11 protein-coding genes and 1 pseudogene are annotated in these 13836 nt (G+C 44.8%); 7 read left to right on the top strand and 5 right to left on the bottom strand.

The genetic code is table 11. The annotated features are described in order from the left end of the window. Positions 1-34: 34 nt before the first annotated feature. On the bottom strand, positions 35-784 hold the full coding sequence (locus tag BLW16_RS02935) for a TrmH family RNA methyltransferase (RefSeq protein ID WP_090554999.1): 750 nt from the start codon (positions 782-784) through the stop codon (positions 35-37). Between BLW16_RS02935 and tamL the strand changes: the two genes are divergently transcribed. Then, positions 775-3150 carry a translocation and assembly module lipoprotein TamL gene (gene tamL, locus BLW16_RS02930; protein ID WP_090554997.1) on the top strand — a complete coding sequence of 792 codons (2376 nt, stop codon included), beginning with the start codon at positions 775-777 and terminating at the stop codon, positions 3148-3150. The genes BLW16_RS02935 and tamL overlap by 10 nt on opposite strands. On the opposite strand, the gene BLW16_RS02925 is transcribed toward tamL, so the two are convergent. From BLW16_RS02925 to BLW16_RS02915, 3 genes are all read right to left on the bottom strand, one after another. Then, positions 3147-3677, bottom strand: coding sequence for a hypothetical protein (locus BLW16_RS02925; protein ID WP_090554994.1), 531 nt, complete (start codon positions 3675-3677; stop codon positions 3147-3149). The two genes, tamL and BLW16_RS02925, sit on opposite strands and share 4 nt — an antisense overlap. A gap of 32 nt (positions 3678-3709) precedes the next feature. Next, a complete protein-coding gene (locus BLW16_RS02920) occupies positions 3710-5962 on the bottom strand; it encodes a patatin-like phospholipase family protein (RefSeq protein ID WP_245735106.1) in 2253 nt (750 codons plus the stop codon). A 91-nt stretch (positions 5963-6053) separates the two neighbouring features. Further along, positions 6054-6548 carry a TspO/MBR family protein gene (locus BLW16_RS02915; RefSeq protein ID WP_090554992.1) on the bottom strand — a complete coding sequence of 165 codons (495 nt, stop codon included), beginning with the start codon at positions 6546-6548 and terminating at the stop codon, positions 6054-6056. A gap of 96 nt (positions 6549-6644) precedes the next feature. On the opposite strand from BLW16_RS02915, the gene BLW16_RS02910 reads away from it, so the two are divergent. Continuing rightward, positions 6645-7193 carry an acyl-CoA thioesterase gene (locus BLW16_RS02910; protein ID WP_090554990.1) on the top strand — a complete coding sequence of 183 codons (549 nt, stop codon included), beginning with the start codon at positions 6645-6647 and terminating at the stop codon, positions 7191-7193. A gap of 277 nt (positions 7194-7470) precedes the next feature. On the opposite strand, the gene BLW16_RS02905 is transcribed toward BLW16_RS02910, so the two are convergent. Then, complete coding sequence (locus BLW16_RS02905; protein WP_090554987.1) at positions 7471-8364, bottom strand: LysR family transcriptional regulator; 894 nt, start codon at positions 8362-8364, stop codon at positions 7471-7473. Positions 8365-8716: 352 nt separating this feature from the next. Between BLW16_RS02905 and BLW16_RS02900 the strand changes: the two are divergent. The 5 genes and pseudogenes from BLW16_RS02900 to BLW16_RS23150 form a co-directional block, all read left to right on the top strand. Further along, a pseudogene (locus BLW16_RS02900) lies at positions 8717-9358 on the top strand (RagB/SusD family nutrient uptake outer membrane protein); the annotation flags it as partial. Between the two features lie 123 nt (positions 9359-9481). Further along, the gene (locus tag BLW16_RS02895; RefSeq protein WP_090554984.1) at positions 9482-11434 is read left to right on the top strand and encodes a glycoside hydrolase family 127 protein; all 1953 of its coding nucleotides are present in this window, start codon (positions 9482-9484) and stop codon (positions 11432-11434) included. Then, entirely contained in the window at positions 11427-13253 is a 1827-nt protein-coding gene (locus BLW16_RS02890) for an SGNH/GDSL hydrolase family protein (RefSeq protein ID WP_175470467.1), read from the top strand. The genes BLW16_RS02895 and BLW16_RS02890 overlap by 8 nt, the downstream gene beginning before the upstream one ends. A gap of 31 nt (positions 13254-13284) precedes the next feature. Beyond that, a complete protein-coding gene (locus tag BLW16_RS02885) occupies positions 13285-13674 on the top strand; it encodes an SxtJ family membrane protein (protein ID WP_139298245.1) in 390 nt (129 codons plus the stop codon). A 10-nt stretch (positions 13675-13684) separates the two neighbouring features. Further along, positions 13685-13834 (top strand): DUF5989 family protein, encoded by a 150-nt coding sequence (locus BLW16_RS23150; protein WP_090554979.1) that lies wholly within the window; start codon positions 13685-13687, stop codon positions 13832-13834. Positions 13835-13836: the final 2 nt, after the last annotated feature.

Raw genomic sequence — 13836 nt, 5'->3', positions numbered from 1 at the left:
CTGCAAAAATAGCAATTAATACTTAAGATGCAATTTATTTATTCAAATTTCTGCTAATGTCTGCACAAAAGATTGCCGCAGATACTGCAACATTCAATGATTCAGCCTGTCCCACTCTAGGAATTGTTACCGGACGGTCGATCAGATTAACGATTTCGGGGCTTACGCCCTGCCCCTCATTTCCCAGAATGACCAGCCCCTCGGTTCCCCACTGGGTTTCATAGAGGCTGCTCCCGTTTAACATCGCTCCGAAAACAGGCATACTGATGTCCGTTAGCAGACCGGCCAGATCCTGATAACTCACATTTACACGGCATAATGATCCCATTGTTGCCTGTACAGTCTTAGGATTGTATACTTCTACCGTATTTGATGAACAGATCACATGTTTGAATCCAAACCAGTCGGCTGTTCTGATAATGGTACCCAAATTTCCCGGATCCTGAATACCATCCAGTACAAGAGAAAAATTGTTTCTTAGTACAGTCCGGTCAATCGTAGTCGTTTCAGGAATATTTACCAGTGCCAGGATACCCTGAGGTGCCTGTAAAGTGCTTATCTTCTCCAATTCAGCACTGGTTACTTCAAATAACTTTATATTTGCTGGTAATTCAGGAAGTAAAGATTGATATTGTGGCTGAAAATATACACTATGGATCTGGTAATCTGAAGGAATAAACTCAATAATCGATTTTATTCCTTCGATAATAAATATCCCATGCTCTTTACGGTACTTTTTTTGATGTAATGATTTTATAAAACCTATCTGAGACTTTGAAAGCATATTCTATTTATAAAAATAAATTCCAGTTTCCCGCAATATTACTATTTATTATTCTTTTTATATGTGCCTGTTCCTCTACAAAGTTCATTGATGACAATCAGTCGATCGTAAAAAAAGTAGAAATAGACAGTATTCCGGGCAGATATAAGGAGGAAGCGCTGAACTATATACAGAAAGATATCCGTCCTGCTTCGAGGCTGGGGATAAACGTAGGCCTGTACAACATCTTTTATTCTCTTTTTAAAACAAAGTCAGTAGGTAAGCCTGCTCCGGTACTGGACAGTACCCTGGTAGAGATCTCCAGGAGTCAGATTGAAAAGTTCCTGATCAGCAAGGGCTATTTTATGGCCAAAGTGAAGTCTGAGATCAGGGTGAAAAAACAGCGTGCCCAGGTGGATTTTAAAGCGAACACAGGACCTGCATTTTATGTGGCCAAGGTCAACTATACAATCCCTGATTCTGCCGTGCGGGAAATATATATGAGCAGAAAGGGAATGTTTACACATTTACACGAGGGTATGCAGTATGATGACGATTCACTGGCATATGAACGTGAACAGATCTACGAGGTGATGAAAGAAAACGGGTATTACGACTTCTCAAGGCCTTATGTAAGGTTTACTGTAGATTCCGCATTGCGCAGCAGCAGAACGAATGTCGTGCTGTATATTGACGACCCGGATTCTTCCAGACATGCAAAATACAAGATTGGCGAGAGTAACATCGTAATTGCCCCTACTACAGAAGGTTTCCCGGATTCTGTCAAATTAAACCCGCGTATTTTCAGGGGAATCAGGTATACCGATCTGTCCAAACGTTTCAGAAGGAACCCTGTGGTGCGATATGATTTTATCAGGCAGGGCGAAACTTACGATATATCGAAAGAGAACCTGACTTATGACAGGCTGTACGAACTCAATGTGTTTAAAAACGTAAAGATTGAATATGTAAAGTCGAAAGACACAGCTAACACGCTGCAGCCTGTAATTCAGCTTACTCCGCAGAAAAGGATGAGCAACCGGATAGAGGGAGAGGTGCCCTTCAATGCAGGTACCGTGGGTTTTACGCTGAGCAATACCTATACGAATAATAATATTTTCAGAGGGGCAGAGCGCTTCGAATTCCAGATCAAAGGCGGGCTGCAGGCCCGGATCGGACAGGGGGGCTCATCATTTAACGATATTTATCAGCGTGATTTTTCCCTGAGTGCAAACCTGGCAGTGCCAAGGCTCATGGTCCCATTTGATATTCCGATGATGGGCAAAAACGGAATGCCTTCCACCATTTTCTCTACCAGTTATGTCTACTCGCTGCAAAAGGACGCCTTCGTCAGGCGTGTTTTCCTTAACTCCTTTACCTACCAGTGGGTGGAGACTAAATCAAAGCTGCATTCATTCACTCCCCTCAACTTTGAGTACCGTTTCGGAGGATTGCTGATCGATTCCACTACTGCAGACGGAAAGCAGCTGATCAGTGATAACTCTTACAATATTTTACTGCTGGACAGAAAGGATATCACCCTGGGTATGAAGTATGCCTATACGCTAAACGCGAATAAATTGCTGCTTCCGGGCAAAAGTTTTGTGTATTTCAGGGGAAATATCGATATCGCAGGGAATGGGCTGGCCGCAGTAACGAAACTTACAGGCGGCAAACATAATCCTGATGCAGGAGATTTTGCCACGATCCTCGGGCTTCCGTACAACCAGTATGTACGTCCGGAGGTTGATATACGATGGTATAAGAACTTAGGGTTAGAAAGGCAGTTCGTTGCGCGCATCAACGGCGGTGTGGGGGTGGCGTATGGAAACTCCACGGCTATTCCTTTTGAAAAACTGTTCTTTGCAGGTGGCGCCGGCGGTGTGAGGGCCTGGCAGGCCAGAACGCTCGGACCGGGTAACTATAACCGGGGCGACCGGGTACCTACAGAGGAGGCAAGAAGAACCCTTTACGGTATAGACCAGTTAGGGCAGATGCATATTGAAGCTAACCTGGAGTACCGTTATAAGCTGATTGACAATTTTTTTGGTGCCAAACTCAGGGGCGCAATATTCCTGGATGCAGGAAACGTCTGGAATATCTCTTCAGGAAATCCGCAGCCCGAAACCTATTTTGATTTCAAGAACCTGGGCAACCAGCTGGGTGTTGGAACAGGGATGGGCTTCAGATACGACCTGCAGTATTTCATATTCCGTTTTGATATAGGCCTCAAACTAAGGGACCCGCAGTTTGACCCTGCCGATCAATGGGTGATCCGGAAGTTGTTTAGCGGCGGATCAGAATTTAAAGAAGCTTACAGGCTAAAGAACAGCCCCGATGATTACCATTTCTTCCAGTACAATTTCGGGATAGGGCTGCCTTTCTAAAATAACGTCTTCAAAGTATCGAATATCGACTCGAAAAATGTAGACAGGTGTAAGCCGTTGCTGTGGTTAAAGTAAATGTAAACCAGGAGAATGATCAATACAAATATGATCAGCTTCCTGAAGGCAAATGCGATGAAAATCAGCAGCAGAGGGAAAAGGACAAGCCATAAGCTATTGATCGTGAAAGGGTTCAGACTCCCGTCTTTTTTATAAATGTATAACAATTTGCTATGCGTACCCCCATCATTCTGATGTTTGATATAAACAAACGACGACTTGTCCAGTTGCATAGGCAGAACGGCAACTCCGTCATTGAATTTCAGCTGCTGGGTAAAACCACTGACTGTAAACGTATAGAGCCCATTGATGCTTTCTATAGGCTGCTCCAATGAATCTGCCGCAATAATGGCGAGTTTACTGTTCTTCAACAGGCTTTCCTTGACAATGAAATTGTTAATGTCTGACTTTTGGGCAAAAGCCGGGCCGGAGATCATTAGGAGTAACAAACAGTAGTAGATCGTTTTCATTTGATATAGGTCTTTATCCTTTGATTATCTTGTTATTCTATAGAACGTTTGTTATAGATCAGATAGCCCAAATGTAATAAAATGCCGTTTCTTTTTATCGGATCATCATATAAATTATAGCTTATGCTAATCGGCCCCACAGGCGTATGATAAACCAGCCCTGCAGTGCCCGCATAGAGCAGTTTGTTAAAGGTGGGCGAGTTCTTTACATCCTGAAATCCAGTTTGTGTGATTTCCTGGTAAGGCAGGAATACAAAGCCCTCTACTCTGAAATCAATATTTCTGCGCAAACTGTAAACATTCTTTAATCCTCCGGCAACATAACTGGATGCACGGAACTTTTCAAGAAAGAGAGACCTGCTGTCCTGAAGAGGATAGAAAGCCGGACTGGCCAGCAGCGTAGCATAATAATTGGAGAATAAGGGCTGGTTTGAAATCACGGCCTCCGCCTGGTAACCAAGGGTATAATTTCCCTCGTGAAGGAAATAGTTCTCGTCACTGATCTTCATACTTACCCATTGCCTGAATTTTCTGGTCACTGCAATATCGCCGTTTGCAACAGGGACGTTCCTCGATATATTTCCGGGAGTGTAGTTCTCCTTACCGGTGAAAAAGTTGAACGCGAACAGGAAGTTCCTTCCCCGGCTGGCATACTGTTTACGGTTGAAGGTGTTCTGTTCAAAGGCAAGGGTAGACCTTAGGCCATTAAAGATAGTTTCATCCAGAATATCGCCGGTATTAAAAGTATTTGTGGGGCTGTAGTTGTCTTCATTATTGATAAATGAGGTGCTCAGGGTAATCCGGGTATTCCGGTTCAGGGGTATGCCCCCCTTGATCTCGATTTTCCTGTCAGACTGTTCAATATAGGTAGGATGAGGGTTCTCGATAAAGATCTTGCTGGTGCTGTAATAGTTGAAGTGATTATAGGTCAGCTCTGCAGCAAGAAAAAACGGGAGCCGGGAAGGATAATCAATACGGGCATTCAGCTGGGCCGACTCATAGAAACGGCCCGAGTAGAAATCCGTACCAAAGGTATAGGCCTTGCGGTTCAGGTAGTTGTACTGCAATCCGAGGAAAACCGTGCTGATAGGCCTGCTGGAGATCACTCCCCCGAGGTCCAGCTTAAAGCTCCTCTTAGGTTGTGCCACGATTTCGAAGGTGTAACTGTCTGACGAAGGATTGTAGGAGATCTTGGGATAAATGGTTTCAAAAGTTTCATCGGCCACAAGCTTATAATAGCCCTGCCTGATATCGGAAAGGTCGAATGTAGGTTTATCCCTCTTGAAAAGCCGCTGGATATAACGTTTCTGCTGGCTGTTTACTCCGGTTACGGTCACTTCATTAAATTTCAGCTGCGGCTTTCTGTTATTGAAAGTATTCCGTTTGAGGGCAAGTTCCTTCGGATCAACCCTGCTGTGCACCGCTTTTAACAGCGCCGGCATGTCTGCCATAGTTGCATCATAACCTTTTTTGATCAGCTCTGCAACAGGGTAGAAGTTGCTTGCGCTGTAATCCTGCAGGTTGGGCTGGATATAGGTACCGTTCTTTCCTATCAGTGTGGAATCGGATTTGGACAGGAACATAAACATCATCAGGCGGTTCATGAGCCGTTCGTCGCCTGTTTTAGGATATTCTTTGAAATTCTTGGCAGATACGTTTACGCCGATGATGTAATCGGGCCTGAATTCCTTTTGCATGATGTCGGCCGGAAAATTATTGTAGAGGCCTCCGTCAAAAACATATTTATTGTCGAGTTTTATCGGCCTGTAGATTAGGGGGACGGTCATTGTGGCACGTACGGCTTCTGCCAGGCTTCCGTTTTTGACTGTAATGCTGGTTTGTGAGAAAACATCAGACACCATACAGCGATAGGGCACAAACAAATTATCAAAGTTATCTTTCGCGATAGCCGATGCCTGGGACAGGAGTTCTATTAATGCGAAATTTAAGGGGATGTCGTTGACAAGATTGTTTCTCACACTCATTCTCAGTGCAGTATCTACCTGTATTTTGGCGGTGACCAGGGAGGCATTCGTACTGCTCTTTTGAAAATAGAAACTATAATCACTTTTATAACGGCCGTTTACCCAGTCCTGAAACTCAGTAGTCAACGCTATTTTTTCAATTTGCTCAGGCGCATATCCTGCGGCATAGAGGGCGCCAACAATACCGCCCATTGATGTCCCCGTGATATAGTCTATGGGAATATGGTTTTCCTCAAGTGCCTTCAGCGTGCCAATGTGCGACAAACCCTTGGCACCTCCACCACTCAGTACAAGGCCCACCTTCTGGCCATTAGCGTGAAATGTCCAAAAGCAAATAATAAATAGTAGTATTTTTCCTGAAGAGCGCACTCCCTAAATTACAGGTTTTCTTTCAGACCTGATTCAAAATAAAAATATTATAAGTGAGTACCGTTGCAAAACTAACCCACATAAAATAAGGAATAAAGAGCAAACCGGCAGTTTTATCAATCTTATAGAATACCAGTCCGTTGATCAGGATCACGATGAGCAGCGCTATGATCTCAATGAGTGCAGCACCTATCAAATGATCATAGAAGAATAAAAATGACCAGCCCAGGTTAAGGATCAGCTGGATGAAGTATACGGCAATAGTTCGCGGTAAATGGACAATCCGGCTTCTTTTGGTCCAGACAAAATAGGCGGCTATGCCAATAATGATGAACAAGGTTGACCATACAGGGCCGAATAACCAGTTGGGGGGATTGAAAGACGGCTTTGCAATTCCCGGATACCAGGTTTTAACAGACCTTACCGTAATTAAACCACCTAAGGCACCAAAGACAAGAGGAATAAAGATGTTGATGAAAAATGCAAGAGGCTGAAAGCGTTTTTGGGGCAGGGGCATGTATAGCTGTTTGCCAGATTTTCATCAATAATCATGCCCTGCAGATTTGTCTGTCTTGCAAAAAAAACTAAATTGCAGCATTAAATCCCATTCCCAATGTTAGACTTTAAACCTGTCGGAGATTCCCAGATTACACTCACAGAGCTCATGATCCCATCTTATTCAAACTTTGGCGGAAAAATACATGGGGGGATTATCTTGAGCCTCATGGATAAGGTCGCTTATGTTTGCGCAGCAAAACATTCTGACGGGTATGCCATCACAGCATCCATTGATATGGTGAATTTCCTGGCCCCTGTAGAAGTAGGCGAACTGGTTTCGTTAATGGCATCGGTGAATTATGTGGGAAAGACTTCAATGATCATCGGTATCAGGGTGGTTTCAGAAAACCTGAAAACACAGGTGCTGAAACATACGAATACGAGTTACTTTACAATGGTTGCAATTGGAGATGACAATAAGCCGAAACAGGTTCCCGGATTGATACTGACGAGTCAGGATGATATCAGGCGCTTCTCCCAGGCAATGGATAGAAAACAGCTTAAAGATACTTATAAGAAGGAAGAGGCGATGTTGAAGAAAGTGTATGACAGGGATAGTTTTCTGGAGGTATTACAGAATGAACGCTGCCAGATTTCTTTGTAAGTTCTTAAAGAGGGACTGTTTGTAGCATGATGTTTATAGCTGGCGCTTACGGATCTCTTTGTGAATTCTTAAATAGAGATCTTCTGGCTTCGCTGAAAAAAAGAACATTGGTTTCGATGCTGCCGGCTGCTGAAGCGCAGCCGGGAAGGCAGCGAAACCAATGTTTCTTTTTTTTGAAGTTTATCCTGTAGCATGATGCTTTTAGCGGCCGCTTACAGCGGGTAGTTAAGAAAATTTATTGAAAAACATTATTTATAAGACGGGTTGGAATCTTGTTTCACATCACTTTTCTGATCAGGTCTTTGATGGACTGGATCTCTTCCCGGTACATGTTCTTTTTGCGCGTTGCAAAATACAGTGTGTTTTCCAGTACCGGGCTGCCCTCCCAGATGATCTTTACCTGCTCGTTTTCAATTTCTTGTTTACCCAGGTGGTTGGGAATGATGGTGAGTCCCTCTCCGCCGCTCAGGCAGCGCACAATGGAGTTTAAATTCGGAACGATGTAATTTGGCCTGAAATCGGGGTATTTATTGAAATTTAACTGCCAGAACCGGCGCAAATGCTCCATGTCTCCGGTAGTTCCATACCACTTGTGTTTACTCAGCCATTCCAGAAGCAGGTGCTTATCCCCATTCTGCAGTAACTCATCAAACTCCTGCTGGTTTACATTGATGCCGCCAAGCAGGACTATTCTTTCAGAAGAGAAGGCTTCGTGTTCTATGCTGGTGGTGGTTCCGGTCTGCGGTGTGATGATCAGGTCCAGTATCCCCTTGTCCAGGTTTTCCAGCATCTCGGGATATTCTCCAAACTGGATGATCAGGTTGAAGGGAAGGGAGGACATATAGGGTTCGAGCGTGATCTGGAAAGTTTCAAAACACATCCTCACACTTATCGTAGGGGTATGTTTTTCGGTGCTTCTCTGGAAGTTTTTTTCCGCATCTTCCAGCTTTGCAAGGGCTTCAATAATAAAGTTATAGAACACTTTCCCTTTTTCCGTAGGCACCATCTTCCGGCCGGTGCGGTCAAACAGCTTATAACCTACATAACTTTCCAGGGAACTCAGGTGTAAACTTACGCCTGGCTGTGAGATAAAGAGGGACTGGGCCGCTCCTGTAAGAGTTCCGGTCTTATATATTGCTTTAAAAGTTCTGTACCATTCTAAATTTACCATAACATACCGGTATCATTAAGATGATACCTCATGCAAAATTAATCATTTTAATGATCATATGATATCTGTAATACTGTTCTTTTGACGTCGAAATGAAGGCAGCTTCCGTCAGTTTAGCCCCTGCCTGAAATAATAATTTTCTTTTTGACGTTAAATCCTGTCAAATAGTTTTTTTATTAAAAATCTGTTATTACATTAGTGTACCAATTATAAACCACTACCAGGCTGTAGTATAAGATTATACTTATTCATAATGTATGAACGATCCTTTGGATGATACGCAATTATTGAAGAATATTGTGAATGACGACTGTATAAGTTTTAGTGAACTTTACAGCCTGAGAATCAGCAGAACTATAACTTCCAGAACTCGCCATGGGGCGGAATCTGTGCCATGCCCCAGTTCATCGATACTTTTGATCCTGATGACAGTCGCTTAAAAGATGATTTTGTACAGGGCCAGCAGTATACCTCAAGCGGCGGGATGATCCTCTGTACGTTTGGTGCCAACAATGGCCAGCCGCTAAAATATGTGAATGAGGTTCCGGGAGTAGATTCTTCAGAAGAGGTGCATGGCTACCGCCTGGGTAAATTTGAATACAAAAAAGGTGCGCTGGTAGGATTGGGCAACGACTTTCCATTACTGCGTTATGCAGACGTGCTGATGATGAAGGCAGAAGCTTTACTCAGGACAGGTGATGCCGAAGGTGCCACAACGCTGGTCACCCAGGTTAGGCAAACGTCATTCAGCAGTAACCCGGCAAAAACTACTGTAACTGCTGCACAGCTGATGCTCGGAAGCGCATATGACTACGGACTGCGGAACCATTTGCGCACTACTGCGGAGGGCGGAACGGATATCCAGTACGGGCGTTTCCTCGATGAGCTTGGCTGGGAATTCACCACCGAAGGCCGCAGGCGGAAGGACATTGCTGCCGATCCCGAGAAACGAGATCTCGAAAACCCGAACCTGAAACAAAATGCAGGATATTAAAATATATTGATATCTGTATATCCAGATATATTTATAGGCTGGTGATTGTCATCATTCATCAGTTCAATAAAATATTCCGGGAAAGAAGTGTCAGTAAGCGTATGATTTGTTAAATTTAGAAATATGAAGAGTAAAGCGATTTTAATCCTATTGACTGTCGCGGCAAGTAACTTAGCTTTTGGACAGCAAGGGGATTACCCCATCCAGCCTGTATCTTTTACAAAAGTAAAACTTGACGATACTTTTTGGCTGCCAAGGATAGAAACAAACCGCACCGTTACCATTCCGGCATCCTTTGCAAGATGTGAAAACACCGGAAGGATAAAAAACTTTGAGATGGCTGCCGCCAGAAAAGGGAAGTTCTGTACGGTGTTTCCTTTTGATGATACGGACATCTATAAAACGATAGAGGGAGCATCCTATTCTTTAGCCATGCATCCGGATGCGAAGCTGGACGCCTATGTGGATTCGCTGATCACAAAGGTTAAAAATGCACAGGAACCAGACGGCTACCTGTATACCGCACGTACCATTGATCCCTTACATCCGCATAAGTGGTCCGGCCCCGAACGCTGGGTGGAAGAGAATAACATGAGCCATGAGCTATACAATTCAGGGCATCTGTTTGAAGCCGCTGCTGCACACTACCAGGCTACCGGCAAACGCAACTTCCTTGATATTGCGCTGCGCAACGCAGACCTTCTGGTGCAAACCTTCGGCCCGGCCAAAAGACATGTAGCCCCGGGGCATGAGATCGTTGAAATGGGTCTCGTCCGCCTCTACCGGATCACAGGAAAACAGGACTACCTGCAGCTGGCGAAATTTTTCATAGACGAACGCGGTAAAAGGGTATACGATAAGAAAAGTGCAGACGTATGGAAAAACGGAAGTTATTTCCAGGATGATGAGCTGGTAACTGATCAGGACGAGGCCGAAGGACACGCTGTCCGCGCTATGTACCTGTATAGTGGTATGGCTGATGTGGCTGCATTAACGGGAGATATAGCGTATATCGGCGCGATCGACAGGATCTGGGATAACATGGTAGGTAAAAAGATCTATGTGCAGGGCGGAATAGGTGCCGTACCAAGCGGGGAACGTTTTGGAGCGGATTACGACCTGCCCAATGCAACAGCCTATAACGAAACCTGTGCAGCCATCGGCAATGTATTCTGGAACCAGCGGATGTTTCTGTTACATGGAGATTCGAAGTATGTGGATGTGATGGAGAAGGTACTGTATAACGGGCTGATCTCGGGTGTGGGGCTGGACGGTAAATCATTCTTTTATACCAACGCCTTACAGGTGACCAAGGGTTTTACCCATAAAGCACTGGAAGCCGGACGCTCCGGATGGTTTGAATGCTCTTGCTGCCCTACAAATATCGCGCGCTTTTTACCTTCGTTACCGGGTTATATCTATGCTCAGCGCGGTGAGAATACCTATATCAATTTATACATCAGCGGCAGGGCCAGTCTGAAAATAGCTGATCAGCCCGTTACGATAGATCAGCAGAATAACTACCCCTGGAACGGCCTGCTGACTTTCCATATATCCCTTAAAGCTGAACAGGAGTTTACACTGCATTTCCGTCTTCCCGGCTGGACCAGCAACCAGGCCATCCCCTCGCCGTTATACAGTTTTAACAAACAGCTCCCTTCAGCGATAGTGATCAAAATTAACGGCCAGCCGGTTAAATATACTACCGAGGCCGGTTATGCCGTGATTTCCCGTACCTGGAAACCCGATGACCTGGTTCAGATGGATCTTCCTATGCCGGTACGCCAGGTGGTGGCCAGCAAAAACGTGAAGGATGATATCGGTAAGGCAGCCCTGCAAAAAGGGCCGGTTGTTTATTGTGCAGAATGGAAAGACAATGGCGGCAGGGTAAGCAATCTGGTATTGCCGTCAAATGCCGTTTTTAAAACACAGTTTGAACCAGATCTGCTGGGGGGAGTAAACGTGTTGAAAAGTAAAGCCTTTACTGCCATTCCCTACTATGGATGGGCTAACCGTGGCGAGGGTGAAATGACAGTATGGTTCCCTTCATCTAAACAAACAAAAAATCTTGAATAAAAATAAGCTGATCTGGTTTAAGGTACTGGCACTGCTGCTGCCCGTAGTTATTTTATGCCTGGCGGAACTGATGCTCCGGCTGTTTAACTATGGGCATACCACCGCACTGTTTGTAAAAGACCCGGACGATCAAAGCTGTATGGTGATGAACCCTTATGCTTCTGCCAAATTTTTCTCCGATTCGGTCAATGCAACCAAGGGTAACCACGAGCAGTTTAAAATCGTTAAGGCGCCGGGTACCTTCAGGATCTTCGTTTTGGGTGAGTCTACTACAGTGGGTTATCCCTATATGCACAATGGTTCTTTTCACCGCTGGTTACAATACCGGCTGATGCATACCTTTCCTGACCGTAATTTCGAAGTGGTGAACGTTTCCCTTACCGCGGTAAATTCCTATACGGTTTTGGATTTTGCCCGGCAGACCATTCCCTATCATCCCGATGCCGTATTAATTTACACGGGCCATAATGAATATTACGGTGCGCTGGGGACAGGATCTACAAGCAGGATAGCCGGGAAGCCATTTTGGATAAACACGGTTGTAACACTGCGCGGACTGCGGCTGGTTCAGCTGATCGAAAACGCAGTGCAGGGTGTTCAGAAAGTATTCGGCGGCGCGCATACAGACACACGTGATAACCTGATGAAACGGATGGCGGCCAGTCAGGAAATAGCTAACGGATCGGCAGATTACCGGCAGGGAATAACGCAGTTTAACCAGAATATGACTGAAGTGTGCAGGTTATTGTCAGCACAGCATATCCCCGTGTTTTTAAGTACGCTGGTCAGTAATGAGAAAGACCTGAAACCTTTCATCAGTGCTTCGGGCCCGCGTTCTGCAAACGAGTTTTACCAGTTGGCCAATACGGCTTATGCTAAAGGCGATTACAAATCTGCAAAATCTCAATATATACAAGCCAAAGAATCTGACCTTCTGCGTTTCAGGGCGCCGGAGGCGATGAATGCTGCTATTAAAAAGATTGCCACGCAATTTCCCGGGGTTTACCTGACGGACAGCAGAAGCTTGTTTGAACGGTATTCTCCTCATGGCATTTTGGGTAAGGAAACATTGCTGGAACATGTTCATCCCAATTTACTTGGCTATGCCTTATTGAGCGATGCCTTTTACCAGGAAATGAAGCGGAGCCACTTGTTAAGGCCCGGAGCTGGCATGGAGATGTCTTTTGCACAGCTGCTGAAACAAATGCCCCTGACCAGGGTAGATTCCCTGTATGGGGCCTGGCAGATCATGATGCTGAAAACCGGCTGGCCGTTTAACATACCCATTCCGAAAGATTTTAAGCGGGGCGGAGGGATGGATGAAAAAATAGCGGGGGCACTTGCGGTAGACCGCATCAGCTGGGCCGATGCAATGGATAACCTGTTCAGGTACAGTTTGAAGATCAATGATAAGGCGATGGCACTAAAGATCACGGAAGCCCTCATCCTGGAAAACCCATACCATGTCCCTTATTATCTCTATGCAGGCAGGCTCTCTTTTGAAACGCAGAATTTTAACCATGGATTGCTATATTTTAAGAAGGCCTGGATGCTGGAACCTTCTGAGGCAAACCTCCAGAATCTATACCTGCTGTGTTTAAAGGCAGACCATCCGGAAGAGGCTTTGGTTTACTTAAACAAACTCGCAGCCGGCAATACTTCAGGGCAGGGCATAGACAGGGCGGTATCAATGATCAGAGACATCATCCGGCTAAAACAGCAGGGTGCTTTGATGCCTGACAGCTCAAAAAACCGGATCGCATGGAATTACAGACAGTTAAACGCCCAAGAAGCAGCAGTTAAATACGAGGACAGATGAAGAAAAACCTGATATCAAAGAGCACATGAAAATGGAAAAGAATATCAACACCAGTAACCGTAAATTTGGCCTTCTGATGGGCGCTGTATTTTTGCTAGTGACCATTTATTACGGAATCATGAAACATGAATTTCTGCCGGTTTTACTTGCGGTTTCTGCATTTTTTGTCTGTGCCGCGCTTTTGATGCCCCGTATTTTATACCCCTTAAACTGGGGCTGGACTAAATTTTCTGCAATCCTGGGTATGCTCAATACATGGATCATCTTAACCTTGTTATATGTGGTCATCATTACGCCGCTGGGTTTACTGATGAAGGCCCTGGGAAAAGATGCATTGAAACTAAAGCTTCAGAAAAAAACAACGACCTATTGGGTTAAGGCTGCTGCCGTAGAAGGAAGCTCCGTTAAACAACAATTTTAATTTGAAACAAATGGATGTAATCGTAGAGTTTTTTGTATTTCTGAAGAACCGCAAGAAATATTGGCTCTGGCCTTTATTTATTCTGTTGCTGATCCTGAGCCTGCTGATCGTTTTTGCACAGGGATCTGTTTTGGGGCCTTTTATCTATTCTTTATTTTAGAA

The organism is Pedobacter hartonius (assembly GCF_900107535.1).
GTDB classification, from domain to species: Bacteria; Bacteroidota; Bacteroidia; order Sphingobacteriales; family Sphingobacteriaceae; genus Pedobacter; species Pedobacter hartonius.
The sequence above is the reverse complement of the archived record's forward strand: the minus strand, read 5'-3'. Positions and strand labels throughout refer to the sequence as shown.